Source organism: Bradyrhizobium viridifuturi (genome assembly GCF_001238275.1).
Taxonomy (GTDB): domain Bacteria; phylum Pseudomonadota; class Alphaproteobacteria; order Rhizobiales; family Xanthobacteraceae; genus Bradyrhizobium; species Bradyrhizobium viridifuturi.
The window spans coordinates 1-26,461 of the sequence record NZ_LGTB01000018.1 but is presented as its reverse complement, the minus strand read 5'-3'; the positions used below and the strand labels follow the sequence as shown (position 1 = coordinate 26,461).

Below are 26,461 nucleotides of genomic sequence, written 5' to 3'. Positions count from 1 at the left end.
ATCATGCTGTGAATATACGCCTTACTGGGTTGCTCTCGATGCCGCAAGAATAAGGCGGTCGGACGGCGGCAGGTCGAAGCGCGGCTCGACGCCCAAAAGCGGCGCAATTCGGGCGATCACATTGCCACCGGTCGGCACCGCGTTCCAGCCCGACGTGATGAAACCATAGGTCTCCTTCAGCGGCTGCGGCTCGTCGAGCATGATCAGCAGCTGGTATTTCGGATTGTCGGCGGGCAGGATCGCGGTGAAGGCGTTGAGCACACGCTTCTTGGCATAGCGGCCGTTGATCACCTTTTCCGCGGTGCCGGTCTTGCCGCCGATATAGTAGCCCTTGACGTCGGCCTTCTTCGCGGTGCCCACCTCGGCGTTGAGCCGCATCAGATAGCGCATCTTGTCCGAGGTCTCGGGCTTGATGACCCGCTTGGCCATCGCCATCGCCTCCTGCTCGGTGCGCCTCAGGAAGGTCGGCGGGATCAGATAGCCGCCATTGACCAACGCGTCGATGCCCATCACCGCCTGCAGCGGCGCCACCGCGATGCCGTGACCGAACGAGATGGTGACGGTGTTCAATTCGCCCCACTTCTTCGGCACGATCGGCGAGGCGCTCTCCGGCAATTCGGTGCGCAGCCGCTCGAGTTGCCCCATCTTGCGCAGGAAGGCCTTGTGGGCGTCGACGCCCATCGCCAGCGCAATGCGCCCGGCGCCGATGTTGGAGGAATAGTAGAACACCTCCTTCATGTTGATCATGCGGCCCAGGTTGTGATCGTCATGGATCGCGAACTTGCCGTAATGCAGCGGGCCGCGCGCGTCCCACATCGAGTTGAGGTCGAACCGGCCGCTATCCAGCGCCATCGCCAGCGTGAACGCCTTGAAGGTCGAGCCCATCTCGTAGACGCCGGTGGTCAGGCGGTTGATGCGGTCGGGATCGTGCGCCTCCTTCGGATTGTTCGGATCGAAATCCGGCAGCGATACCATCGCGACGATCTCGCCGGTGCGCACGTTGGAGACGAGACCCGAGGCCGCCTTGGCCTTGAACTTCTCCTTGGCCTTGATCAGCTCGTCGCGCAGCGCGTGCTCGACGCGCAGGTCGATCGACAATTCCACCGGCTTCTGCAGCCGGTCGGTGGCGAAGCCGCGCGATGCAGATCGGCCAGACCGTTATTGTCCAGCCACTTCTCCATGCCGGCGATGCCTGGTTGTCGATATTGACCAGGCCGATCAGGTGGGCGACCTCGTTGCCGGTCGGATAGACACGCTTGTTCTCACGCAGGAAGCCGACGCCGGGAAGGCCGAGGCGATGGATATCGAGCTGCTGCTTCGGCGTGATCTCGCGCTTCAGCCAGACGAAGCCCTTGCGCGACGACAGGCGGTCGCGCACCTCGCTGGTGTCGAGATCGGGCAAGGCCCCGGTCAAGAGCTCGATTGCCTCGTCCTTGTCGATCAGGCGGCGCGGCTCGGCGAACAGGCTCGGCGCCTTGACGTCGGTCGCGAGAATTTCGCCGTTGCGATCGGTGATGTCGGGCCTGGCGGTTGCGATCGCGTCCTGCGAGGCGGTGCGCCGCGCGCCGTGGCTGTCGGCGCCGACGGCGAACAGCACGAGCCGGCCGGCCAGCACGCAATAGACCGCGGCGAACGCGAGGATCGCAAGACCGACACGCGCGCGTGCCTTGGCGGCACGGTCGACATTGCTTCCGTACAACAGCGAGCGGATCAGCCGCTGGCGCAGCGGCTCGGTGGATTTCGCTGCCGGCTTGTTGGCGGGCGCCGGATCGGTCATGGCTGGTCCCGTCATTGCTGGTCTCCCCCGCCTTGCCCGGAATCGTCGGACGCGGGCTGGTCGGCGGCCGGCTGGTCGGTCGCCGCCTTGTCGATCGATCCGGTCGTGCTGTCGGGCGCGGCTGCGGCCTCGATGGTGTCGATCATCGCGCCGATCGGATCGCGCGAACCGGGCCGCGTGAAGCTCGGCGGCCGCTCCGGCAGGTTCTTCAGGGAATCATACTGATTGGCGTTGAGCGGCTTCAGCGGCAGGTGGCGTTCGGCAAGCCCCTGCAGTCGCAGCGGCGCATCGAGCTTGGCCCATTCGGCGCGCAGGGTGGCGATCGCGTTGCGCTGCTCGCGGATCTCGGCATTGAGCTGCAGCACGCGCTCGACCCGCGCGGTCGATTCCATCTTGATGCGGTAGACATAGGACGCCGCGAAGATCAGCATGCCGATGACGAGGAGATGGAGAAGGCGCATCGTCAGCCTCCCCGCTTCAGGTCGGCGAGACGCGGCCAGGACGGCAAATCGTCCTCCGCATGCGCGGGCGCTGCGGTGCGTTCGGCGGCGCGCAGCTTGGCCGAGCGGGCGCGCGGATTGGCCGATATCTCGGCCTCTCCGGGCACAACCGGGCGCTTGGTCAGGATTTGAAAGCTCGGCGCGGCCTGCGCGACCTCGGGCAGATGCCGCGACCCGGCCGCGACCTTGCCGCGTTCGCCGAGGAAAATCTTCACGATGCGGTCTTCCAGCGAATGGAACGAGACCACGGCGAGCCGGCCGCCCGGCTTCAGCACGCGCTCGGCCGCCGCGAGCGCCAAATAGAGCTCGTCGAGCTCTTCATTGACGAAGATGCGCAGCGCCTGAAAGGTCCGCGTCGCCGGATGGATCTCGTTCGGCTTGGCGCGCACGACTTTCGCAACGATGTCGGCAAGCGCATCCGTCGTCGTGATCGGCGCATCCTTGCGCGCGGCGACGATGGCACGCGCAACGCCGCGCGAATGGCGCTCCTCGCCGAAGATGTAGATGATGTCGGCGAGCTGCTTTTCGGTCGCGGTCGCGACCACCTCGGCCGCGGTCGGGCCGCTCTGGCCCATCCGCATGTCGAGCGGTCCGCCCAGACGAAACGAAAAGCCGCGCTCGGCCTGATCGAGCTGCATCGAAGAGACGCCGACATCCATCACGACGCCGTCGACCCTATCCACGCCCTGCGCGGCACAGACCTCGGCGAGTTCGGAGAAGCGGTCCTCGACCAGCGTCAGCCGGCCGCCGGCACCGTCGACCAGATCGAAGCCGCCCGCAATCGCCGTACGGTCGCGGTCGATGCCGATCACGCGCGCCTCAGCGACATCGAGAATCATGCGGCTGTAGCCGCCGGCGCCGAAAGTCGCGTCGACATAGATGCCGCCGGCGCGGGGCGCGAGATACGCGACCGCCTCGCGGCCCAGCACCGAAATATGACGCGGCGCGCGCTCGCTCATGCGCGGTCCCCGGGCAGGGCCGCGTAACTGGCATGCAAGCTGGCTGCGCGCCGATCCATTGCGTCTCGAATCCTCGCTGGAGCCCGTGCCGTTCCGGCGAAAATGCCGCCGCGTGATGACAGCGCCAACTCCCCTCCTCGGCCGCAAATCCTGATATCCGACCGGAATTTGGAGGGTTTCCATGGGATTTCGCGCAAACAGCGGGGCTCAGCGTCCTGTGGCCGTCCCCCGAAACCGGTTCGGCACTTCACCTCTCAGTAACGGCACTTAACGTTAAGAAAACGTTGACGATCGGTTAGCAGAATCGCGCGACTTTGATCCGCTTTCGAGTGGTAGCCTCGGCTTTTGCTTCGGGCATCATCGCACGGGCATCTTGCAGCCGATGGAACCCGAGAGGCCGATTGCGCGGCCCCGCACGGTAAAGGAATAGTAAACGCCTATTTGTTTATCCATATGTCAAAATGCTTTCTCCAGGTTTGGGTTTGAGTGATTCGTATGGCTTCTGGTTCGTCCTCGTCCGGCAACGCTGATCCGAAGCGTCAGCGCGTCCTTCCTGTTCCGAAGGGCGTGGCCGACGTGAAGACGTTCACACCGGATTCCTCTGTTGCCTCCGACGTGATCCCGTCGGTCAATTTCGGCGACCGCGCGGGCGACCGGCAGCCCGACATGATCTTGCTGCATTACACCGGCATGCCCGATGTGGAGGGCGCGATCGCCCAGCTCTGCACCGCCGGCACCGAGGTCTCGGCGCACTACATCGTGCTCGAGGACGGCCGCATCGTGCAGTGCGTACCGGAGAGCAAGCGCGCCTGGCACGCCGGCGTCTCGGCCTGGGCCGGCGAGGAGGACATCAATTCCTGCTCGATCGGCGTCGAGATCGTCAATCGTGGCCACGATTGGGGTTATCCCGACTTCCCGCTGCGCCAGATCGCGGCCGTCATCGCGCTGTGCCGCGGCATCATGCTTCGTCGCAATGTGGTCTCGCATCGCGTGCTCGGCCATTCCGACGTGGCGCCGGGGCGCAAGAAGGATCCCGGCGAGAAATTCCCGTGGCACTCGCTGGCCAATTCCGGCGTCGGGCACTGGGTGCAGCCGGCGCCGATCGTGCGCGGCGACGCGCTGCAACTCGGTGCGATCAGCGATGCCGTCTCCAACATGCAGGCCGCGTTCCGCCGTTACGGCTACAACATCCCGACCAACGGCAAGTTCGACGGCCCGACCATGGAGGTCGTCACCGCCTTCCAGCGCCACTTCCGCCCCGAGCGCGTCGACGGGATCGCCGACCGTTCCACCATGGCGACGTTGTACGCGCTGCTCGAGTCCCTGCCGCCGGACGCAGCGAAGGCTGCCGCGGCCGCATCGAAATAGCGCCGATTTTTCCCTGATTGCAGCGCGCAAACAGGAACTTTTCGCCACGTGCGGTTTTCTTCGTTGGGGCGCTCTGAGTGGAGATTCGTCCATGTTCAAAGCACTCATCGCGGGAGCTGTCGCCGTTGGCCTGATCGCCGCGCCGGCAGCCGCTATGACGACCCAAGGCAAGTCCACGTCGTCCATGCACAAGACCCACAAGGTCCATCACGCACAGAAGAAGATGGCACCCGGCACCACGACCGGCATGTCGAGTGGAACGACGACCGGGCAATCGACCGGTGGCGCCAAGGCCAAGACCGGGTACTGAGCACGTTCCTTTACAAGCAGCGCACGAGATGAGGTGACGTCACCCCATCTCGGCGATGCGGCGCGCATAGAGCCGCCGCAGCGGCTCCAGTTGTGTCGCGGCGGTGGCCGCAAGATACGCCTGCCGCGCTTCGTCGTTGCGGCCGAGGCGGCGTAGCAGGTCGGCGCGCACCGCGGGCAGCTGGTCGTATCCCTTCAGGGTTCCGCGCGCGTCGAGCGCATCGATCAGATCGAGCGCGCGCGCCGGGCCGTCGACCATCGACACCGCAGCGGCGTGATTGAGCTCGATCACCGGCGACGGGCTGATGCGCAGCAGCACCTCATAGAGACCGGCGATCTGCGGCCAATCGGTATCCTCATAGCTCGGCGCACGTGCATGCAGCGCGGCGATCGCCGCCTGCACCGCATAGGATTGCGGCCGGCCCGGCATTTGCAGCGCCTCCTCGACCAGCCTGACACCGTCGGCGATCTGCCTTACATCCCACAGCGAACGGTTCTGCTCCTCGAGCAGCACGATGTCGCCGCCGGCGGTCTGCCGGCCGGCGCGGCGCGCATCGTGCAGCAGCATCAGCGCCAACAGGCCCTTGATCTCGCCGCGCGCCGGAATCAGCCCATCGAGCAGCCGCGCCAGCCGGATCGCCTCGCGCGCAAGATCGGGCCGCATCAGATCCTCGCCGGCGGTCGCGGCATAGCCTTCGGTGAAGACGAGATAGATCACCGCGAGCACGCCGGTGAGGCGCGGCTCTAGTGCCTCGCGCTCCGGCACCTCATAGGGAATGCCGGCGAGCTTGATCTTCTGCTTGGCGCGCAACAGGCGCTGCGCCATGGCATCCTCGCTCACCAGGAAGGCGCGCGCGACCTCAGCCGTCGTCAGCCCGCACACCGTGCGCAGGGTCAGCGCAACCTGCACCTCGGCGGCAAAGGACGGATGGCAGCAGGTGAAGATCAGCCGCAGCATGTCGTCGTCGAGCGTCGCATCGGCCGGCTCGGGCGATGCCTCCGCATCCAGCAACAATTGATGCGTAAGCTCCTGCTGCTTGCCGCGAAACGTCACCGCGCGGCGGACGCGGTCGATCGCCTTGTTGCGCCCGACATTGACCAGCCAGGCGCGCGGATTGGCTGGGAAATCACCGATCGGCCAGCGCTGCAACGCGACTGCGAAGGCATCCTGAAGCGCATCCTCGGCCAGATCGAAATCGCCGACGAGGCGGATCAGCGTGGCGAGCGCCCGGCCCGCCTCGTCGCGAAACACTCTTTCGATCTGGCTCGGGGTCATGACCATCGATCGTTGCGCAGCGGCCGCGCCGGGCGACAGCGGCCGCTGTGTCCATCGGAGATGACGGCGCTATCGCGGGTTATCGTAGATCATGACAGGCCTGACTTCGATCGAGCCGGTCTTGGCGCCGGGAATCCGTGCCGCGAGGCCGAGCGCAGTGTCGAGATCCTTGGCCTCGACCAGATAGTAGCCGCCGAGCTGTTCGCGGGTTTCGGCGAACGGCCCGTCGGTCGTCAGCGTCTTGCCGTCACGGACCCGCACCGTGGTCGCGGTCGACACCGGCTGCAGCCCGTCGCCGGCCTTGAAGTGCCCGCTCTGGATGATGGACTGGGTGTAGGCGCCGTACTCCGCCGTCACCGCCTTGCGGTCGTCGGCATTCAGGCGGCCATATTCCGCGTCGCTCCGGTAGATCAGCAAAAGGTACTGCATCTCATCTCTCCTCTTGATCGGCTGGATCGCCGACACCCAGTCGAACGGGCGGCAGGCGGGACGACATCTTCAGGATAAATTATTTTGGCGGGCTTGGCGGGGGGCTAATCCGGCTTGACGGGACCGCCCGAAACGCCCATGCCATGGACGTCAGTCGGCCGGACGGCCGCTCCCGCTGGTGCCGAAAGGCCGCGGGGGAGGAAAGTCCGGGCTCCATCGACATGCGGTGCCGGATAACGTCCGGCGGGGGCGACCCCAGGGAAAGTGCCACAGAGAACGAACCGCCCGCTTCGGCGAGGTAAGGGTGAAAAGGTGCGGTAAGAGCGCACCGCGTTTCCGGCAACGGAGACGGCATGGCAAACCACACCGGGAGCAAAACCGAATAGGGACGGCAACGCGGTTAGTTCGCGCATGCGCGATAACACCGCAGGGCGATGTCAGGCCCGCTGTCCGGGTAGGTTGCTCGAGGCAAGGTGCAAACCTTGTCCCAGAGGAATGGCCGTCGCGTACCATTCGAAAGAATGGTGCCCTACAGAACCCGGCTTACAGGCCGGCTGATATTTTGGAGTATGAGGGGCTCGGCGCAGCACGCCGGGCCCCTCGCCATATCCGGCACCACAATCGCGCCTCATCTGCTAGACTGGCTGCTTCGTGGAGGATCGCAGATGGATCTTCAGAAGATCATGGCGAAGGCCCGAGACGTCGCCAAGAGCAGCGGCACGATCACGACCGAACAACTCAACGGGATGTGTCCCAACAATATGGAGCCCGAAGATATCGCGGCTCTCTTTGCGGCTTTGCGGACTGAGGGGATTCGCCTCAAGGACGACGAAGCAGGAAAGTAGGGCCGCTCGCTGGAACCGGACGTGTGCTTCTGCCCAGGATTCAAGAAAATCAAAGGGAGGAATGGTAATGTCGGTCGCCTGCAAGTTCGAGCGCAGCATTCTCAACCACGAAGAATATGAAGCAATCCGCCTGACGCATCATCCCGCCATCTATGACGTCGAGGTGGCTGAGCTCGAGGCGATGCGGCCCCGCTTGCGCAAGATGCGTGACAAGGAGCGAACGGTCGGCCGGCACAAGCAGCGCGAGAGCCGCGGCAAGGCCGACGCGCGCGGGACGAGCTTTCCGGGAACCGCCGCGCATGCGTCCGAGCGAAAGCAGGTCTTCGCGGCTGCGCTGAAGCGGGTAAACACGGAGCTCAGGCGTCAGCACAATCTGGCGGCCCGGACCGCGCATGTCGAAGCGGCCCGAAAAGCCTCGCGCTGCACCGGGCCGCGAACTTCACGACCCATCCACCGGCCGGAGCCACCGCGAGCGAAGGCATGGCGCCGAAGCCGAGCGAACGCCGTAGAAAAATCATTGCAGGCGCGAAAATCGGGCGGGTGTCGCAGTCGACGAAGGTCGCTCAGGCCGTGCGCGACGCGCGGGGGGCATGACCTGAACAAGCGGACCTGATTGATTCCGGGACGATGTTTCGCATGTCCCGGAATGGCGGCTCGTCAGGAAACGATCTCTTGCAGCAACGCCATCAGCGCCTCGGGCGCGGTGACGTTCGGCGAGTGGCTGGCATCGATCTCAAAGTAGCGCCAGCCGGCCTCATGCTTCGTGCGTTCAGCAAACTGGCCGAACGTATCCGCCGGTGGGATGCGGGTGGCGTAGATGTAGCTGCGCGGCAGATTGGTCTCGCCGCGATTCAACAGCAATTTCTGCTCGAAGCATTTGATCGGCATCGCGACGCGGCGCGCGCTGAGCCACTCGACGTCCGCGGGGGACGTATCCGGTGGCGTCTGCATCGGTGGAATGCGCCAGCCATCGCCAGTGCGCGCAGCCTCGCGCATGCTCGCGATAGCGACTTCGTTGAGATCGAACAGCGACTGGCCGTCGCGCGGCACGAAGGCGTCGATGTAGATCATCTGCGCGACGCGCTCGCGCACCCGGTCGGCGACGCCGGTCGCGACCATGCCGCCATAGGAATGGCCGACCAGCACGATGTCGCGCAGGTCTTCGTATGAAATGACGTTGAGCATGTCGTTGATATGGGCATCCAGGTCGAGCCCTTGATGCGCGAGGTGCGCGCGATCGCCGAGCCCGGTGTAGCTCGGCGTGACGAGCCGATGCCCGGCGGCCTGCATCAAGGGATGCATCTTCTTCCACGCCCACCCTGCCGACCAGGCGCCGTGACAGACCAGAAAGGTTTTTCGCGAATTCGCAGTCATGGCCACGCTTCCATTCCGATTATCGTTGATGAGCCGCGATTTTGAAGTGTACCCACAGCCATCGTCGTGTAAACGTCCCGGCAACGATCATAAGAACGAGATGAGGATGACCCCGGCGAGCTACGCCATCCTGTTCTTCGGCGCGCTTGCGGGCGGTTTCGTCTCCGGTCTCGCCGGCTTCGGCACCGCGCTGATGGCGCTCGGCATCTGGCTCTATGTGCTGCCGCCGACGCTTGCGGTGCCGCTGGTGCTGGTGTGCTCGGTCATCGCGCAGATTTCCACGCTGCCGTCGATCTGGAAGACGATCGATTTCCGCCTGGTCTGGCCGTTCGTCATCTGCGGTCTCGCCGGCGTACCGATCGGCATCCTGCTGATCGCCCGCGCCGACCCCGACGTGTTCAAGCTGACGATCGGCGTCTTCCTGCTGGTGTTTCCGACCCTGCTGTTCCTGCAACGCAAGCCGATGTCAATTTCGTTCGGCGGCAAATGGGCCGACGGCGCGATCGGATTTGCCGGCGGCATCCTCGGCGGCCTCGCCGGACTGTCCGGCCCGCTGCCGATCCTGTGGGCGAGCGTACGCGGCTGGGGCAAGCAGCAGCGCCGCGGCGTGTTCCAGATCTTCAATTTCACCATTCTGGCCGCCGCGCTGCTGGTCCAGATCGCAAGCGGGTTGGTGACAACAGAGCTGATCTGGCTCGTCGCCTGCGCCTTTCCGGGAACGCTGCTCGGCGCCTGGCTCGGCTCCCGGCTCTATCACGCGCTCAGCGACCGCAATTTCTCCGACGTCGTGCTGCTGCTGCTGTTCCTGTCCGGCGTGGCGCTGGTGTGGAATGGGCTGGCGCCGCGATGATCAACCGCCGTCGCACAGAGCCGGTCATCCGACCGGCTCAAGACCAACGCGCTCCGGAGTGGCTTCCCGCGCCGGCGGCGCGAGCCGCCTGCTGAATTCGCGACGCAGCAACCACAAGCTCAGACCAGCCTGCAGCCACGTCGACACGATCGACAGATACCACACGTGCTCGATCCGGAAGCCGGGCCGCGTCGAGAGCCAGATCACCGGCACCGCATAGGCGAAGAGGCGCACGAACGAGCTCAGCAGCACTGGCCGGGTGTTGCCGAGGCCCTGGAACATGCTGTTGCAAGTAAAGACCAGGCCCTGCGCTACCAGATTCATGGAGACGAAGTGCAGGAACTGGGCAGCGACCGCCATGGTCTCGCGATCGTTCGAGAAGCCGTCGAGCAACAGCCCCGGCTTCCACTGCGCGAGGATCGTGATCGCGATCATGACGACGGTGCCAATCGACACCGCCTTGATGAAGGTCTCCCGCACGCGCCCAGCATTGCCGGCGCCGAAATTCTGACCGGCGATCGGGCCGGCGGCGAGCGCGACCGCCAATGCCGGCATCTGGATCAGGCCGAGCACGCGCGTCCCGATGCCGAAGCCGGCCTGGGCCGCCGGGCCGAAATCGCGCAGCACGTAGTAGATCACGCCCATCCAGGCAAAGATCAGTGCGAACTCGCCGCCGGCGGGCAGGCCGACATTGAAGATGCGCGTCCACTGGCGGAGTCGCGGGCGCCACTGCGCGGGATCGAACCCGACATAGCGCTCCAGCTTGCGGAAATACGCGAACAACATCAGCACGCCGATGAGGACGGCGATCGAACTTGCCAGACCCGCGCCGGCAACGCCGAACGCATGACCGGTGCCCCAGCCCGCGATCAGCACCGGCGCCAGCGCGATGTTGATGATGACCGCGACCGCCTGCACCAGCATGCTGGGCCGCACGATCCCGGTCGCCCGCAGCGCTGACGCCATCACCTGAATGAGGAATTGCAGCGCCAGCGCCGGCATGAACCACAACAGATAAGTGGTGCCCGCATCGACAGTGGCCTGGTCGGCCGCGATCGAACGCATATAGGGGCGCGACAGCACAGCGCCGGCGCCGAGCGTCAACAGCCCGCACAGCACCGAGAGCACGATCGACTGATTGAACACCAGGTTGGCGTCGGCGCGGTCCTTGCGGCCGACGGCATGCGCGATCAGCGCGACGGTGCCGACGCCCAGCACCTGCATCAGCGCGTTGACGAGAAAGCCCGCATTGCCCGCTGCCGCCACGCCCGCAACGGCGGCATCGCCAAGACCCGCCACGAAGTAGAGGTCGACCAATTGGCAGATCATGATCGTGATCATGCCGACCACGATCGGGGGCGCCATGGTCAATATGTGGCCCACGACGGAGCCGCGCGTAAGGTCCTTCATATCAATTCCATTCTCAAAATCGATTGTCGTATCGATTCCGGCGCGTGGCTGGCAGACACCTCCATCAGCCACGCGCCATCGCTCTACTCCGCCGCCGCGACCTCGCCGAACTCGGTCGCCTGCCGCTCGAACAGGCCGCGGTAGATGCCGCCCGGACGCGCCGCCAGCACCTCATGCGTGCCCTGCTCGACGATCTCGCCGCGATCGAACACCAGGATGCGATCCATGCTGCGCACGGTCGACAGCCGGTGCGCGATCACGATCGAGGTGCGGCCCTTCATCAGCCGCTCCATCGCCTGCTGGATCAGCGCCTCGGATTCCGAATCCAGGCTCGAGGTCGCCTCGTCCAGGATCAGGATCGGCGCATCCGCCAGGAAGGCGCGCGCCAGCGCCACGCGCTGCCGCTCGCCGCCCGACAGCTTGACGCCGCGCTCGCCCACCAGCGTGCCGTAGCCTTTCGGCAGCCGCATGATGAAGTCGTGCGCATTGGCGAGCCGCGCTGCCTGCTCGATCGCCTCCATGCCGGCACCGGGCCGGCCATAGGCGATGTTCTCCGCCAGCGTACGGTGAAACAGGATCGGCTCCTGCTGCACGATCGCGATCTGGCTGCGCAGCGACTGCTGCGTCGCCTTGGCGATATCCTGACCGTCGATCAGGATCTTGCCACCGGAGACATCGTAAAGCCGCTGCACCAGCTTGACGAAGGTCGTCTTCCCGGAGCCGGAGCGCCCGACCAGGCCGACGCGTTCGCCGGCGTCGATGTCGATCGACAGTCCGTCATAGAGCGGCCGGCGATGGCCGCCATAGTGGAACGTGACGTCGTCGAACACGATGCGGCCGCCCTGGATATCGATCGTCCTGGCATCACCGGCATCGATGATGCCGAGCGGCTCGCCATGGATCTGCACCAGCTCCTCCATGTCGTTCACCGAACGCTGCAGGTTGTTGATGTGCATCCCGACATCCCGCAAATAGGCGTGGATGATGTAGTAGCTGGTCAGCACATAGGTGACGTCGCCCGGCGTGGCGGCACCCTGCGCCCACAGCAGGATCGCACCGCCGACCACCGAGGCGCGGAAGCACAACAGCACCAGCAGCTGCGCCGTCGAGGTGCGGTTGTAGCGGAACCAGGTGCGCTGCACCCGCCGGCCCCAGCGGCTGATTACGCCGTCCAGCCGCGTGTCCTCGCGCGATTCAGCACCGAACGACTTCACCACCGCATTGCAGGTCAAGGCGTCGGCCAGCGTGCCGCCGACCTTGGTGTCCCACGCATTGGAGACACGCGCGGCCGGCGCGACGTAGCGCACCTGGAACACCATGGTCATCGCGACATAGATCACTGAACCGATGGCAATCACCGCACCGAGCTGCGGCCAGTGCAGCCCCAGCAGGATCATCGAGCCGACCAGCACGACGAGCGACGGCAACAGCGCCATCAGGATGGTGTCGTTCAACAGGTCGAGCGCCCACATGCCGCGCGTGATCTTGCGCACGGTGGAGCCGGCGAACGAATTGGCGTGCCAGTCGGTCGAGAAGCGCTGCACGCGCATGAAGGCCTGCTGCCCGATATCGGACATCATCTTCAACGTGAACGGCACGATGGTCTCGATGCCGATCAGCCGCAGCAGCACCGATAGCGCACCGAGGCCGACGATGGCGCCGAACGCCAGCATCGCCGCATGGCGTGCGACGGCGTCGGTGGCGCCCGCGGTCAGCGCGTCGACCAGATGGCCTGAAAATACCGGCATGAACAGGTCGGCCGCGGTGGCGCCGAGGAAGCCCGCCGTCACGATCGACGCGCGGAACGGCTGTTCCAGCCAATGGCGAAACACGAAGGGAAGCACGATCCGGATCGCGGCCGGTCGCTTGGTCGTTAGAGAGCTCATGGCACATCCCGGCCACGCATACGCTGCGCCGGCCGGCTCCATCTGGGGCAACGCGCGGACGGAATCCGGCCGCAGACGTCGCTGAAAACAATCGGTAACGTGTTGGGAAGTTGGATGATCGGGCATTCAGCCCGATCAGCGCTGGGACCTAATGCGCGAGGGCGCCCAGCAGAATCGACGCGGGCGCACGGTCTGCGAAACAAACGACATCATGTGCATCTCCCCGGTTCGTGAAAGGATGGCGCTGCTTATAAATGCATCACGCGCGATTGGCAAGATGACAAGCGCGTGAGTGCGGCAATGTGTCGGCGATGCAACGCTCTGCACGCGAACCGGCGAAGCAGATGGGCTCAATGCGCGTCGCCGCCGCCTGCGGTCATCGACGGCGGCTTGTTGACGAACAGCACCAGCAGGCTGAGCCCGACATAGAACAGCGACAGCATGAAGAAGGCGTCGCCATAGCTCATCACCTGCGCCTGGCGGTGCACGAGCTGCGACAGCTGCTTCATTGCCATGGTGGTGGCATCGCCCATGCCCTGCAGGCGCTGGGCGAAATTGTTGAGGGTTTCGACCGCGGTCGCATTGCCCCAGGTGACACGATCCTGCAGCCGCGAGATGTGCAGGTCGGTGCGGTTGTTGAGCGCTTCGTTGATCACGGCGAGCCCGACCGCGCCGCCGAGATTGCGCATCAGGTTGAACAGCCCGGAGGCGTTCTTGACGCGGTCCTGCGGCAGCGTCGCGAGTGCGATGTTGTTGGTCGGCACCATCGCGCACATCATGCCGATGCCGCGCAGGATCTGCGGCACCAGTAGTTCGTAGAAATCGTACTCGCGGGTGATCCAGGTCATCTGCCAGGAGCCGAGCGCGAAGGTGACGAGGCCGAAGGCGATGATGTAGCGCAGATCGACCTTCTGCATCAGCCGGCCGACCACCGGCGCCATGAAGAACATCGTCATGCCGGAGATGAACATGGTCTCGCCGATCATCAGCGCGCTGTAGCCGCGGATCTCGGCGAGATAGCGCGGATAGACGTAGGTCAGGCCATATAACCCGATGCCGATGCAGAACTGCAGCACGCAGCCGACCGCGAAGTTGCGGTTGGAGAAGGCATAGAGGTCGACGATCGGCTCCTCCGCGGTCAGCACCCGCCAGAAGAAGGCGACCGCCGAGACGAAGCCGATCGCGGCGCAGACCGCCACCGACGTGTCCTGCAGCCATTCATATTGCGGGCCTTCCTCCAGCACATATTCGAGCGAGCCGAGGAAGCCGCCCATGAAGATCAGGCCCCACCAGTCGAAGCGATCGAGCAGCGCGAAGTTCGGCTGGTCGAAATCGACCAATATCAGCACACCGGTCGTGATGATGACGCCGGGCACGATGTTGATGAAGAACAGCCAGTGCCACGACATCAGATCGGTGATGTAGCCGCCGACGGTCGGGCCCACGGTCGGCGCCAGCGTCGCGACCAGCCCGATGATCGGCGCCACGATGTAGAACTTGGAGCGCGGGAAGATGGTGTAGGCCGAGGCGAACACGGTCGGGATCATGCCGGCGCCGAGGAAGCCCTGCAGCGCGCGCCACAGGATCATCTGCTCGATCGAGGAGGCAAAGCCGCACAGCAGGCTCGACACGGTAAAACCGAACGCAGAGATCGCAAACAACAGCCTTGTGCCGAGCGCGCGCGACAGGAAGCCGGACAGCGGGATCGCGATCACCTCGGCGATCAGATAGGCGGTCTGCACCCACGACACTTCGGTCGACGACGCCGACAGGCCGGCCTGGATCTCGGTGAGCGAGGCCGAGACGATCTGGATGTCCAGGATCGACATGAACATCCCGAACACCATGATGATGAAGGCGACCACCCGCTTGGGCTGGAGCCGCTCGGTCTCCGAAGCGCCGGTCATCATCGAAGGCGAAGCAGTGGTCGCGTCGGCCATGGGCTCATCAGGCTCCGAGCCTTGGACAGCGTCCGAGGCTGCAAGACATCACTGCGGATGGATCATCATCGGCGAGTCGAGGTCGGTATCGGCGTCGGCATCGGCCGCACCTTCGCGGGTGTCGACCGTGGTGTAGACCGACATGCCGGCGCGCAGCAGGCCCTGCCTGGCGACGCTGTTCGGCACGCGGATGCGGACCGGCAGGCGCTGCACGATCTTGGTGAAGTTGCCGGTCGCGTTGTCGGGCGGCAGCAGCGTGAACACCGAGCCTGCCGCCGGCGAAATGCTGTCGACGATGCCGGTGAACTTGCGGAAACCGTAGGCGTCGACCTTGATCGTCACCCGCTGCCCGGTGCGAATGCGCTTGAGCTGGGTCTCTTTATAGTTGGCGTCGATGAAGACACCATCGAGCGGCACCACGTTGCCGAGCCGCTGACCGACATTGATGTAATCGCCGGTGTTGACCAGGCGGTTGGAGAAGGTGCCGTCGACCGGCGCGCGCACCTGGGTGAAATCGAGGTCGCGCTCGGCCTTGGCGAGCTGGGTCTGCAATTCGGCGAGCTGGGCGCGGGCCTCGGCCTGCTGCGCCTTGGTCACCTCGACATTGTCCTTGGCGGCGTCATAGGCCGCCTGCGCCGAGCGCACCGCTGCCGCGCCCTGGTCACGGCCAGCTTCGGACACTTCGAAGGTGGCACGCGAGGCAAAGCCCTTGGTGCTGAGCGCCTGCTGACGATCGTAATCGAGATCGGCGCGCTTCAGGCCGGCCTGGGCGGAGACGAGCTGCGCCTGCGCCTGCTCAACCGAGCTGACCGCGGCCGCAACCTGGCGGCCGATGCGCTCGATGGTCGCCTGCTGCGTCCCGATCCGGGTGCGGGCGGCATCGACCGCGATGCGATAGTCGCCGTCATCGATCCGGAAGATCACATCGCCGGCGCGCACCAGCGCATTGTCGCCTGGCAGGATCGCCGCGATGTGGCCCGCGACGCGCGCGCCGAGCATGGTGTTGTTGGCGCGCACATAGGCGTCGTCGGTCGAGATGTAGAAGCGACCGACCATCAGGTAATAGGCGGCATAGCTTGCGGCCGCGATCGCGAGCAGGCCGACAATGCCCATCAACACGAATCTGCGCTTGCCGGATTTCGGCGCAGCGGTGGTGGGCGAGGCCGCCGGCTGCTCGGGTGCAGACGCGGGCGGCGTTTCAGCGGGACGTTTGTCGGCGGGACCTTTGGCTTCAAGCCCTTTGGCTTCGTCGCCCCTCGCCTGCTCGCCGGGATCGGCCAATGCGTCGCGCGCCATCGCGTCCCCGGCGACCTCAGGCCCGGAACGAACAATGCGTGCAGCCTGATCCCGTGCTGCGGCCATAGCCGAGGCTCCCCACAATTAATGTTGATGCCCGCAATGGCTGAAAGAGAGCCGTGCGGCGCATCGTCACTCCCTCCAATACCATTGACCGAACGGTTCGGTCAATCTATATTCCCACCCGGCGGATTATAATGGTTCGATTCTCCCGTTGGTTCATTCCGGGTTGAGTTCTTTCGCGAGAAGCTAAATCAATGGTTGCAGCCCCCCGAACCTCGCTCCAGGCCGTCGGCGAGGAAGAATCGTCGAAACGCCGCCAGATCCTGGACGGCGCCCGTAAGGTATTCCTGGAGCTCGGCTTCGATGGCGCCAGCATGGGCGAGATCGCCCGCGCCGCCGCCGTCTCCAAGGGCACGCTCTACGTGTACTTCCCCGACAAGGCCGGACTGTTCGCGGCGATCGTCGAGGAGGAGAAGCTCGAGCAGGGCAAGGTCGCCTTCAACTTCGATCCGGCGCGCGACGTCGACACCACCCTCCCCGAATTCGGCCGCGCCTATGTTGCCTTGCTATGCCGGCCGGGCGGCGGCTCGGCGATCCGCACCGTGATGGCGATCGCCGAGCGGATGCCCGAGCTCGGCAGCCGGTTCTACACTCACGTGATCGCCCACACCGTCGACCGCTTCGCCGCCTATCTGGAGGCGCGCGCCGCGCTCGGTGAACTCGTCATGGAGGACACCCAGCTTGCGGCCTGGCAGTTCATGCAGATGTGCCAGGCGACGCTGTTCCAGGCATTCATCTTCCAGGCCAATCCGTCGCCCTCGCCGGAGCGGATCGCGACCGTCGTCGACAGCGCAACGCGCGTGTTCTTTGCAGCGTATCGGCCGAAGGTTGATCGGTAACGCAGAAGACGCGGCCATCCCTACCGTCGTCATTGCGAGCCAACGGGTCGCGCGAACGCGCGCCCGATGACAGGCTCCGCGAAGCAATCCATACGCGCAGAGATGGATGCTTCGTCGCTATCGCTCATCGCAATGACGGGGACGCATTGGCGCGCTACCATGGCGAGTGCGACGCCAATTCGAGGTGATCATCCGCCATGAACGACCTCACCATCCGACAGATGCGGCCGGACGAGATTCCGCTTGCGATCGACTGGGCAGCAGCGGAGGGGTGGAATCCCGGACTTGCCGATGCGCCCAGCTTCGCCGCCGAGGATCGGCGAGCTCGAGGGGCGGCCCGCAGCGGTGATCTCCTGCGTCAATTACGGCGCGCAATTTTCCTTCCTCGGCTTCTACATCGTGCGTCCGGATCTGCGCGGTCGTGGCCATGGCCTGAAGATCTGGAATGCGGCCATCGCGCATGCGCGCCCGCGCGTGATCGGGCTCGATGGCGTGGTGGCGCAGCAGGCGAACTACCAAAAGTCCGGCTTCGCGCTCGCTTACGCCAATGTGCGCTACGGCGGCACGGTCGCAGCGCCCCCACCACCAAGCGGGCGTGTCGTCGCGCTGACCGACGTGCCGATGGCGCTGGTCGAGGCCGATGACGCCACCGTGTTTCCGGCGTCGCGTCCGGCGTTCCTGCGCGCCTGGATCAGCACACCAGGACATGTCGGACGCGCGCTGCTGCGCGACGGCAGGCTGGCCGGCTGGGGCGTGGTCCGTCCGTGCCGCACCGGCCGCAAGATCGGTCCGCTCATTGCCGACGACCGCGCGGATGCCGAGGCCATTGTGGCAGCTTTGCTCGCGAGCGCAGGCGGCGGCGACATCTTCCTCGATGTCCCGGCGGTCAATCGCGACGCCGTCGCGCTGGCGCAAGGCCTCGGGCTCTCACCCGTGTTCGAGACAGCACGGATGTACACTGGCGCGATCGCGCCGTTGCGGATCGATCGCGTGTTCGGCGTTACGACGTTCGAACTCGGCTAGCGCTGCGGTTCTGAACGAACCGCAGCGCTTCCAAGTCTAGTTCGCCGCCGCGTTGACCTTCGGCGCAGTGACGTTGTCCTGCTCCAGCTCCTCGGACAGTCCGGCGAACCGGCGCAGCGCCTTCGCCATCTTCACGCGGCCGGCGACGCCGGTGATGATGACATCGACCATCACGAACGACGAGTGGAAGTGGCCGTTGCCCTTGAGCTGCTCGACCTTGACGCCGGCTTTGGCGAGCGCGTCGCCATAGGCATTCCCCTCATCACGCAGCGGATCGAACTCCGCGGTCGCGATGAACGCCGGCGGCAGGCCTTCGAGCTTGCCGCGCAGCGGCGCGACGCGCGGATCGGTGCGGTCGGCCGGAGAGCAGTACAGGTCCCAGAACCAGAACATCAGGCCGCGGGTCAGGAAGTAGCCGGCCGCGTTGTCGACATAGGACTGCCGGTCGAACGAGGAGTCGGTGACCGGGCAGATCAGGAGCTGGCCTGCGATCTCCGGCCCGCCGCGATCGCGCGCCAGCTGGCAGGTGACGGCCGCGATGTTGCCGCCAGCGCTCCAGCCCGCGACCAGCACCGGCCCTGCCCTGCCGCCGAGCTCGGCGGTATGAGCGGCGATCCAGCGCGTCGCCGCATAGCCGTCCTCGGCTGCAGCCGGGAAGCGATGCTCGGGCGCGTGGCGATAGCCGACGCTGACGATGATCATGCCGGTGCGCCGGCACAGATCGCGGCAGAACGGATCGTCCGACAGCTCGTCGCCGAGCACCCAGCCGCCGCCGTGGAAATACACCACGATCGGATGCGGCCCCGGCGTCGCCGGCCGGTACAGCTTGTAAGGCAGCGGGCCGTCTGCGCCCTGCAGCAGGCCGGTGCCGACCTCGCCGACCGGCCGCCCCGCCGGACGGCCCTTGTTGAACTCGGTGAGGAAGTCGCGCGCGCCCTGCGCGCCCATCGTCTCGATCGGCGGCAGGTTCATCTCGGCCAGCATGCCGAGCACCAGCCGCACGTCGGGCTGCAGGCGCACCACCTCGCCGTCATTGCACTGCTCGGCGACGCCGGGACCGGAGAGCCTGAAGCCAAGCATGCCGCGGCCGACCACCTCGTTGCAGATGCTGCGATACGGCCCGACGCCGCCGGTATAGGGCATCACGCCCTGCGGCTTGCCGGGCACGTTGGCGCCCGTGTACCAGGTGTTGGCGAGCCGATGCAGCGTCAGCGTCGCGCAATCGGCCATGTGGCGTTCCCAGCCGGCCTGCGCGGTGTCGGTGGCCTCCATCGTGGTGAAGCCGGCGTCGCGCAGCGCGGCGATGCGCTCGACCACCCAGTCGACATGCTGCTCGATCGAGACCGCCATGTTCGACAGCACCGACGGGCTGCCGGGACCGGTGATCATGAACAGATTGGGGAAGCCCGCGACGGTAACGCCGAGATAGGTCTGCGGTCCGTGCGCCCAGACATCCGACAGCGACTTGCCGCCGCGGCCGGTGATCGGATGCACCGCCATGATCGCGCCGGTCATCGCGTCGAAGCCGGTGGCGAACACGATGACGTCGACATCGAAGCTGCGCTTGTCGGTCGCGATGCCGCTGGCGGTGATCGCCTTGATCGGCTCCTGCCGCAGATTCACCAGCGTCACGTTGGGACGGTTGTAGGTCGCATAGTAATTGGTATCGAGGCAGGGCCGCTTGGCGCCGAACGGATGATCGTGCGGGGCCAGCGCCGCGGCGGTCTCCGGATCCTTGACCACGGCGCCGATCTTCTCGCGGATCAGGTCGGCGACCAGCCTGTTGCCGTCGACATCGACTGCCTGGTCCGCCCACAACTGGGTCAGGATGTGGACGAGGTCACCCGCCGCCCACGCCTTCTCGAACCGCTCGCGGCGCTCGGCATCGCTCAATTGCCAGCTCACCACGGTCTGCTGCGGATACGGCACGCCGGCCATCGACCAGCGCGCCTGCTCGCGATAGGCGGCGCGGTCGGTTTCGAAATAGGTCTTGCGGTCTTCCGGCGCCGGACCGTTGCCGGCGGGCAACGCGAAGTTCGGCGTGCGCTGGAACACGGTGAGCTGCGCGGCCTGCTCGGCGATCAGCGGGATCGACTGGATGCCCGACGATCCCGTGCCGATCACGGCGACGCGCTTGCCCTTGAGGTTGACGCCCTGATGCGGCCAGCGGCCGGTGAAATAGATCTCGCCCTTGAAGTCCTTGACGCCGTCGATCTCCGGCGGCTTCGGCGACGACAGGCAGCCGGTCGCCATGATGTAGTAGCGGCAAGAGACGCTGGCGCCGTTGTTGGTCGTGATCTGCCAGCGCGCGGTGGCGTCGTCCCAGGTCGCCTGCGTGACCTTGGTGCCGAACCTGATATCGCGGCGCAGATCGTAGCGGTCGGCGACGAAGCCGAGATAGCGCAGGATTTCCGGCTGGGTGGCGTATTTCTCCGACCAGGTCCATGCCTGATCGAGCTCGGGATCGAACGTGTAGCTGTAGTCGATGGTCTGGATGTCGCAACGCGCGCCGGGATACCGGTTCCAGTACCAGGTGCCGCCGACATCGGCGCCCTCTTCGAGCGCAACCGCCGAGAAGCCCGCCTTGCGCAGCCGATGCAGCAAATAAAGACCGGCGAAACCGGCGCCGACGACCGCGACGTCGACTTGCTGCGTCGTTCCGCTGTGCTTGGAGTCCGAAGCGCGTGCTGCAACTGCTGCGTCTGGCATGCCATTCCTCCCGTATGTTTTGATTTTGCAGAAGGCTAGTCCTGTGCTTTCGGTTTGTCATCACGACAAACGCAATCTGAGGTCGCCGCAATTGTGACGCGCGCGGCCTGGAACGAGACGCGCAGCGCTTAGACACAAGTGGCTTGCCGCAAGGTTGCGGCGACGCTGCGACAACGGCGAAGGAAGCGAGTGCGCGAAGCCAGATCCGACATCCTGTGACGGCAGGAACGGCGCCGCACATCCCCGTGTCTCCCGGCCTAGTGCGCAATTGCGCACTAGGCCGGAACGACTTCGAATGTTTGGAGCCGCCAACGAATCATAGACTGGCTGCCCCGGGGATGACGGGTTTGCTGGTCGCCTCAGATCGACCGCATCAGACCGCCATCGACACGGATGTTCTGGCCGGTGATGTAGCCGGCGCCGTCGGAGACGAGGAAGGCGATGGTTGCCGCGATCTCCTCCGCCTTGCCGTAGCGCTTCATCGGCACGTTCTCGCGGCGCTCGTCGGTCGCCGGCAGGCTGTCGATCCAGCCCGGCAGCACATTGTTCATACGGACGTTGCTGGCGGCGTAACTGTCGGTGAACAGTTTTGTGAACGCGGCGAGCCCGGCGCGGAACACCGCTGACGTCGGAAACATCGCGCTCGGCTCGAAGGCCCAGGCGGTGGAGATGTTGACGATCGCGCCGGACTTCTGCGCTTGCATGTGAGGTGCGACCAGACGCGTCGGGCGGATCACGTTCATCAGATAGACGTCGAGACCGGTGTGCCACTGCTCATCGGTCAGTTCGAGCACGCCGGCGCGCGGGCCGTGACCGGCGCTGTTGACCAGCGCGTCGATGCGGCCCCAGCGCGCCATCACGCCGTCGACGGTGCGCTTCAGGTCGTCGTTGGAACGGTTCGAGCCGGTGAAGCCGAGGCCGCCGAGTTCGCTGGCCAGCGCCTCGCCCTTGCCCGACGACGACAGGATCGCCACTCGATAGCCATCTGCGGCCAACCGCCGCGCCGCTGCCGCGCCCATGCCGCTGCCGCCCGCGGTGACGAGTGCGACCTTCTCCAAAGCCATGACTGATATCCCTGTTGATGACGAAGCTGGTGCAAGGTCTATCATCAGGGATCGGACGGCGCGACACCCGACGCGCCCGAGCGATGACGCACTACTTCCTGAACACCTGCTTCGATCCGGCATCGAACCTGGCCACAGGGCGGTCCAACTGCCACAGCTCGATGTCGTGGCGGTCGACAAGACGGCCGGCCGATATGACGGCCTGATCGTCGTCGCTGCAATCCATGTTGACCACGCCGATGGATCGGCTGTGCAATCCGACGATATACGCGCGATAAGTCGTCATCTTCGCTCTCCGGCTGCTGCCGCGAAGATGAGCGTAAGGACGTATGAATTCGAGAAGAACCGCGAGGAGATCTTATAAAGACGGAATAAGTGCCTGCCGCGAACAGCCCACCGCGTGCGGCAAGCCGTTCGAAACAGCCGTCAGGCCGCCGCGCCGTTCTTCAGCAGTTTCGCGACGGCCGCAACGAGTTCATCCGGCGAGAACGGCTTGTTCAACAGCACGCTGTCCGGCACGCCCCGCGTCGGCCATTCGTCGCCGCCACCGCCGGTGATGTAGAGCACCGGAAACGACGGATCGATCTCGCGGGCGCCGCGCGCCACACGCCAGCCGTCGAGCCGGCCGAGCAGGCGGATGTCGGTGACCAGTGCACTGTATTTGGTGCGGAAGGCCTTCAGCAGCGTAAGGGCTTCCTCGCCCGAGCCTGCGATCGCCGGCTCGTAGCCGCCATCCCTCAGGGCGTCCTCCACCATCATCTGAAGATCACGATCGTCTTCGATGACGAGAATGATCGGAGCGTCTTGCAAAGCTATCCCCCAGAAATCAGCCGGGTGCGCTCCCGGCTCCGAAGCATATGCAGAATAAAAGTGGCCACCGTTTGCACGGTGTCACCCAGTAAAAATACGGGTATCAGACGCGTCCCTATTCGTCGGCGAATTCGTCTTCTTCGTTGACCCCCGCCTTACCCCGCGGAGCCGGCTTTCTGCCGCCAAGCGATCCTGTGACATAAGGTTCGCGCGTTGCATAGGGGTTACGGCCGCCGGCACGCGCCGCGACCTCTTCGCCGGACACGGCGGCGGGCTGGCAGATCAGGCGCCGGCTGGCCCGGCGCATCAGGTCCACATGGATGTGGTCGTAGTGATAGACGTTGGAACCCGGCGCCAGCACGGTGGTGAATTGCTGGCAGGCGGCGGCCTGGACATCGCGCAGGAAGCCCTGCTCCTCCGGCAGGCCCTTCCAGCCATCCTTCACCGAGATGCGGCGGCCGTCAGACAGCATGAAGGCCGCGATATCGAGCGCGTTGCCGAAGGCGTGCTCGGAAATATGCGCGTGCGAATTGCCGTTCATGCCGCGGCACGAATAGGCCGAGATCTGCTTGATCTCGACGACGCGCGCGCCGAACCAGCGCTGTGCCGCCGGCTGCACGGAATCGGCGAGCCAGCGTTCGAGCACCGAGACGATCGGGCACGCCAGCGTTGCCGCCGGCTTCACCGCGACCGGGCCGACCGTCATCACCTGATTGCCGTTCGACGGGCCGAGCCGCGGCGGCGCGTCCTGAGGCTGCTGGGAATAAGGCGCAGGTGAATAAGGTGCGGCGGCACCCTCGCGCTGCGGATTGCGCGGCAGACCCGGATAATATGGCCGCTCGCCGCTTGCATCGGGCGAGCCTTCCGGCGGCAGGTCGATCTCACCCTGTTGCGGCGGCACCCCGGGCGCCGACAAGGACACCGGTCCGTTCGGCTGGCTGCCATAGTGCGGCTGGCTGACGGCCTGATCGGAATACGGCGCCTGCGCAGGCGGCGGGCTGGGCTGCCGGTTGATCGGCCAACGCGGCTGGCCGCCGACCGATGCCGGCGGACGCAGGCTGTCGTCGGCAAATCCGTAAGCCGAGCTGGCTTCGCCGAGCGCGGCAACCTTGAGCGGGAACTCGGCGCCGCAGACACCGGGGCCGGAAATCGGATCGATGCGGACGATGTCAGGCCCTTCCTTGACCGCGCCTGATTTCAGGCAAGCGGCCTCGGCCTCGGCCCGCCACGGTTCGCGCTCGGCGGTCTGGAACAGACCGCGGCCGCAACCAGCAAGCGACACAAGGACAAGGGAGCCGACGAGATACAAACGAACTCCACGCGTCATGGCGCGGAGGTTCTGCGAATTTGATTAAAGACTCTTCAACGCATTTCGACGGAATGATTTCAGGCGCTCTTAACCATGCGTTGGAACCCGGCAACGCAACGCGCGCACCTTGCCACATAGTTCTTGTTGGGTCGGCAACTGACGAACGCGCCGCATCACGCCGCAGTGGCACGATGAGGTCGCGCTCATATCGTGAGGGCGAATGCATTGGCATTCGAAAATCGGTGCTGGGCTAGTCTCACCTTTAAATCGCAATTTTCAATACCACAACCGGCCGGGGACAGACTGACGGTACCCGGTACTGGTGGCACATACATCCTACGCAATGCCCTGGAATAAATTTGTGGCCGCTTCAACGCCTTGATTCGGCGTCTGTTTGAGCCTCCCACCGCGATGCGGCATCGCCGTGGGAACACCGGCCGGACAGCACCGCTGACTTTATCGGCGGGGAACCACTTGCTAGCTTTTGCGTTAATGCGGGCAGCGTTGTGAACCGAGGGAGCTTCCCAATGGATTTCGCGAGTCCTCTGCTGAGCAAGCTGAGCATTGTGGCCGCGTACATCGCGTTAGCCTTCGTCGGCGCCATCATTCTCGGCGTGTTCTAGAACATTCGACAGGCAATGAGTTCAGCGCCCGGCGGCCACCCCCCGCCGGGCGCTTTGCTGTTTGCCTCAGCTCCAACCACGTCATCGCGAGCAACGACCGTGACGAAGGCATCTCAAAAATTCGAGCAGCTCGATCCGGTGATGCCGCCGATCGTGAAATCGTGGCAGACGAGGCCGGGATTGTCGGGGTCCGGATAGCCGTCGTCGCGACGGCGCGGCTCTCGGATGGTATGGCTGAAGCGCCAGCCGCGGGCGCGCATGCAGCTCTTGTATTGCCGCGACGTCGGCGTGCCGTTCTGCGGCGCGCCGACCCCTGCATCGCAGACCGCGGCGTCGGCATGCAGCGCCTCGTCGCCGCGCTTCTGTTTCAACATGTTGGTGTAGATGTCGTTGTCGGCATGGGCGGCGGCGACGCTGCCGGCAAGCAGCAGCGCGGCCAGGCTCAGGCATTTCATGCTTGCCTCCATCGCTTGCGAAGACGGTGTTGACCTCTATCCGTCGCGCGCGCTCGGACAAAAGGTTCGAAGGCGTCCGGTTACAAATTGGACACGTCGATTCAGGAGCGCGGCTCACTCCGGAGCTGCCCTTGCGTCATCACCCGCGCCCGCGCATGCGAGACGCGGACCCAGTCGACGCCGGTGCAATAGAAGCGGCCGAGCATGCAGGATTCGACGCGCAGTCTGTCCGCGCCCGTCAACGCGATCGTGCCGTAACGGATGTTGCCGTTGTCCCGGCTGTAAACGCCGCCGGTCCAGCGCGCGTCCTGCTTCGGCTTCATGTTGATCAGCACCGCTTCGCCGAGATCGCGCGTGGTCCGGTCGAGCGCGTAGCCGCACAGCGCGTTGCCGCAGAGACGAACGCGCACCAGATTGTTGGCTTCGGTCTGCCAGTCGCCGACCGGGCCGTCATCCGGCTCGTCGGTCTCGCGCGAGACACGGATCATGGGCGACGCTGGACGCACAGGCGCTGCGGGCACGGCGGCCGGCGGCGGAGGCGGAGCTGCGACGACCGGCGGCGGCTGGGGTGTCATCACACGCGGCGGCGGTGGTGGTGGTGATGGCGCAGCAGCAGGCGGCGGCGCGGCCGGAGCGGGCTTGGACACGATGATCGGCGGCGGCGCGGGTGGTGCAGCAGTCGCGGGCGGCGGGCTTGCGGCCGGTGTGACGGGCGTCGCCGCCGGCGCAGCGGGTGCGGGCGCCGGCTTCAGTGTGCGGCCATTGTCTGCGCCGCCGTCGTGCTTCGATCGATCAGATACCGAGATGCAGGAGAGCGAGCGGCACCGCGTCGAATCGAGATGGACGCGATGACCGCCGATCGAAAACGAGATGCCCTCGCCGGCATGGGCAAAGGACGCGAACAGCATCAGCGCGACGAGCAGGCAGGTGCGCTTCATCGAAGCCTCCAGAACACCCGATTACGCTTAAGGATGCGGAGCTCACGGCGCAGTGATCTGCGTCACCGTGACGATCCTGCGTGACGCGCCCTCGGCCATGTCCGCCGGCGTGATGCGGATCACAGAAGCCGGCCGCGCGGCCGCGTAGCGTCCGGACCAATCGATCAACCCCCCGCCCAACGCCACGGAGACCCAGATGAAGAAGCTCGTTGCGATCGCCGCGCTGCTGATGGCCACCACGTCGGCGCATGCCGGTGGCACCGGCATCACCTTTGAGATCGACGGCCAGCGCATCCATGTCGATGCGCCGCGCAATTGCAGCGCGCTGTCCTGCATCCGCATCTCCGCGCCGGGCTATAGCGGCACATCGGCGGCATCAGCAAGAACTTCGGCTCGAAGTCCGACGATG

At 65.5% G+C, this 26,461-nt stretch carries 23 protein-coding genes, 1 other RNA gene and 3 pseudogenes; 9 read left to right on the top strand and 18 right to left on the bottom strand.

Annotation, left to right across the window (positions count from 1 at the left end; all coding sequences use genetic code 11):
• Positions 1–21: 21 nt before the first annotated feature.
• The 3 genes and pseudogenes from ALC15_RS17715 to rsmH form a co-directional block, all read right to left on the bottom strand.
• Positions 22–1,777: pseudogene (locus tag ALC15_RS17715) on the bottom strand (peptidoglycan D,D-transpeptidase FtsI family protein).
• 11 nt (positions 1,778–1,788) lie between these two features.
• Positions 1,789–2,238: a cell division protein FtsL gene (ftsL, locus tag ALC15_RS17710; protein WP_050628352.1), complete on the bottom strand. Its 450-nt coding sequence runs from the start codon at positions 2,236–2,238 to the stop codon at positions 1,789–1,791.
• A gap of 2 nt (positions 2,239–2,240) precedes the next feature.
• Positions 2,241–3,236, bottom strand: coding sequence for a 16S rRNA (cytosine(1402)-N(4))-methyltransferase RsmH (rsmH, locus tag ALC15_RS17705; RefSeq protein WP_050628351.1), 996 nt, complete (start codon positions 3,234–3,236; stop codon positions 2,241–2,243).
• A gap of 495 nt (positions 3,237–3,731) precedes the next feature.
• Between rsmH and ALC15_RS17700 the strand changes: the two genes are divergently transcribed.
• Positions 3,732–4,604 (top strand): N-acetylmuramoyl-L-alanine amidase, encoded by an 873-nt coding sequence (locus ALC15_RS17700; RefSeq protein WP_050628350.1) that lies wholly within the window; start codon positions 3,732–3,734, stop codon positions 4,602–4,604.
• Between the two features lie 91 nt (positions 4,605–4,695).
• Positions 4,696–4,914 (top strand): hypothetical protein, encoded by a 219-nt coding sequence (locus ALC15_RS17695; RefSeq protein WP_050628349.1) that lies wholly within the window; start codon positions 4,696–4,698, stop codon positions 4,912–4,914.
• A 39-nt stretch (positions 4,915–4,953) separates the two neighbouring features.
• On the opposite strand, the gene ALC15_RS17690 is transcribed toward ALC15_RS17695, so the two are convergent.
• Together ALC15_RS17690 and ALC15_RS17685 are read right to left on the bottom strand one after the other, a co-directional pair.
• Positions 4,954–6,189, bottom strand: coding sequence for an RNA polymerase sigma factor (locus ALC15_RS17690; protein ID WP_050628348.1), 1,236 nt, complete (start codon positions 6,187–6,189; stop codon positions 4,954–4,956).
• Positions 6,190–6,258: 69 nt separating this feature from the next.
• Positions 6,259–6,618 carry a YciI family protein gene (locus ALC15_RS17685; RefSeq protein ID WP_050628347.1) on the bottom strand — a complete coding sequence of 120 codons (360 nt, stop codon included), beginning with the start codon at positions 6,616–6,618 and terminating at the stop codon, positions 6,259–6,261.
• Between the two features lie 150 nt (positions 6,619–6,768).
• Between ALC15_RS17685 and rnpB the strand changes: the two genes are divergently transcribed.
• The 3 genes from rnpB to ALC15_RS17675 all read left to right on the top strand — a co-directional run bounded on the left by rnpB (position 6,769) and on the right by ALC15_RS17675 (position 8,076).
• Positions 6,769–7,180, top strand: an RNA gene (gene rnpB / locus ALC15_RS18305) — RNase P RNA component class A.
• A gap of 103 nt (positions 7,181–7,283) precedes the next feature.
• Positions 7,284–7,463: a hypothetical protein gene (locus tag ALC15_RS17680; RefSeq protein WP_095735866.1), complete on the top strand. Its 180-nt coding sequence runs from the start codon at positions 7,284–7,286 to the stop codon at positions 7,461–7,463.
• Positions 7,464–7,530: 67 nt separating this feature from the next.
• Positions 7,531–8,076 (top strand): hypothetical protein, encoded by a 546-nt coding sequence (locus ALC15_RS17675; protein ID WP_347336294.1) that lies wholly within the window; start codon positions 7,531–7,533, stop codon positions 8,074–8,076.
• 44 nt (positions 8,077–8,120) lie between these two features.
• On the opposite strand, the gene ALC15_RS17670 is transcribed toward ALC15_RS17675, so the two are convergent.
• Entirely contained in the window at positions 8,121–8,837 is a 717-nt protein-coding gene (locus tag ALC15_RS17670; protein WP_050628345.1) for an alpha/beta fold hydrolase, read from the bottom strand.
• Between the two features lie 106 nt (positions 8,838–8,943).
• On the opposite strand from ALC15_RS17670, the gene ALC15_RS17665 reads away from it, so the two are divergent.
• On the top strand, positions 8,944–9,687 hold the full coding sequence (locus tag ALC15_RS17665; RefSeq protein ID WP_050628344.1) for a sulfite exporter TauE/SafE family protein: 744 nt from the start codon (positions 8,944–8,946) through the stop codon (positions 9,685–9,687).
• A gap of 24 nt (positions 9,688–9,711) precedes the next feature.
• Here ALC15_RS17665 and ALC15_RS17660 read toward each other — a convergent pair whose 3' ends face one another.
• The 4 genes from ALC15_RS17660 to ALC15_RS17645 form a co-directional block, all read right to left on the bottom strand.
• Positions 9,712–11,097 (bottom strand): MATE family efflux transporter, encoded by a 1,386-nt coding sequence (locus ALC15_RS17660; RefSeq protein WP_050628343.1) that lies wholly within the window; start codon positions 11,095–11,097, stop codon positions 9,712–9,714.
• Positions 11,098–11,180: 83 nt separating this feature from the next.
• Entirely contained in the window at positions 11,181–12,983 is a 1,803-nt protein-coding gene (locus ALC15_RS17655) for an ABC transporter ATP-binding protein (RefSeq protein ID WP_050628451.1), read from the bottom strand.
• 350 nt (positions 12,984–13,333) lie between these two features.
• On the bottom strand, positions 13,334–14,923 hold the full coding sequence (locus ALC15_RS17650) for a DHA2 family efflux MFS transporter permease subunit (RefSeq protein WP_050628342.1): 1,590 nt from the start codon (positions 14,921–14,923) through the stop codon (positions 13,334–13,336).
• Between the two features lie 48 nt (positions 14,924–14,971).
• Positions 14,972–16,285: an HlyD family secretion protein gene (locus ALC15_RS17645; protein WP_050628341.1), complete on the bottom strand. Its 1,314-nt coding sequence runs from the start codon at positions 16,283–16,285 to the stop codon at positions 14,972–14,974.
• Between the two features lie 191 nt (positions 16,286–16,476).
• On the opposite strand from ALC15_RS17645, the gene ALC15_RS17640 reads away from it, so the two are divergent.
• Together ALC15_RS17640 and ALC15_RS17635 are read left to right on the top strand one after the other, a co-directional pair.
• Positions 16,477–17,121: a TetR/AcrR family transcriptional regulator gene (locus ALC15_RS17640; protein ID WP_050628340.1), complete on the top strand. Its 645-nt coding sequence runs from the start codon at positions 16,477–16,479 to the stop codon at positions 17,119–17,121.
• Between the two features lie 197 nt (positions 17,122–17,318).
• Positions 17,319–18,144 (top strand): annotated as a pseudogene (locus ALC15_RS17635) (GNAT family N-acetyltransferase).
• Positions 18,145–18,180: 36 nt separating this feature from the next.
• Here the strand turns inward: ALC15_RS17635 and ALC15_RS17630 are convergent.
• The 8 genes from ALC15_RS17630 to ALC15_RS47210 all read right to left on the bottom strand — a co-directional run bounded on the left by ALC15_RS17630 (position 18,181) and on the right by ALC15_RS47210 (position 26,220).
• Entirely contained in the window at positions 18,181–20,853 is a 2,673-nt protein-coding gene (locus ALC15_RS17630) for a flavin-containing monooxygenase (RefSeq protein ID WP_050628339.1), read from the bottom strand.
• Positions 20,854–21,212: 359 nt separating this feature from the next.
• Entirely contained in the window at positions 21,213–21,917 is a 705-nt protein-coding gene (locus ALC15_RS17625) for an SDR family oxidoreductase (RefSeq protein WP_050628338.1), read from the bottom strand.
• A 91-nt stretch (positions 21,918–22,008) separates the two neighbouring features.
• On the bottom strand, positions 22,009–22,203 hold the full coding sequence (locus ALC15_RS17620; RefSeq protein ID WP_050628337.1) for a hypothetical protein: 195 nt from the start codon (positions 22,201–22,203) through the stop codon (positions 22,009–22,011).
• A gap of 140 nt (positions 22,204–22,343) precedes the next feature.
• Complete coding sequence (locus tag ALC15_RS17615) at positions 22,344–22,727, bottom strand: response regulator (RefSeq protein WP_050628336.1); 384 nt, start codon at positions 22,725–22,727, stop codon at positions 22,344–22,346.
• Between the two features lie 115 nt (positions 22,728–22,842).
• Entirely contained in the window at positions 22,843–24,054 is a 1,212-nt protein-coding gene (locus ALC15_RS17610) for an extensin-like domain-containing protein (RefSeq protein WP_050628335.1), read from the bottom strand.
• Between the two features lie 718 nt (positions 24,055–24,772).
• Positions 24,773–25,114 (bottom strand): hypothetical protein, encoded by a 342-nt coding sequence (locus ALC15_RS17605; protein WP_128089532.1) that lies wholly within the window; start codon positions 25,112–25,114, stop codon positions 24,773–24,775.
• 101 nt (positions 25,115–25,215) lie between these two features.
• Positions 25,216–26,052 (bottom strand): DUF2147 domain-containing protein, encoded by an 837-nt coding sequence (locus ALC15_RS17600; RefSeq protein ID WP_050628333.1) that lies wholly within the window; start codon positions 26,050–26,052, stop codon positions 25,216–25,218.
• Between the two features lie 42 nt (positions 26,053–26,094).
• A complete protein-coding gene (locus ALC15_RS47210) occupies positions 26,095–26,220 on the bottom strand; it encodes a hypothetical protein (protein WP_283806276.1) in 126 nt (41 codons plus the stop codon).
• Positions 26,221–26,248: 28 nt separating this feature from the next.
• On the opposite strand from ALC15_RS47210, the pseudogene ALC15_RS17595 reads away from it, so the two are divergent.
• Positions 26,249–26,461, top strand: a pseudogene (locus ALC15_RS17595) (DUF2147 domain-containing protein); the annotation flags it as partial.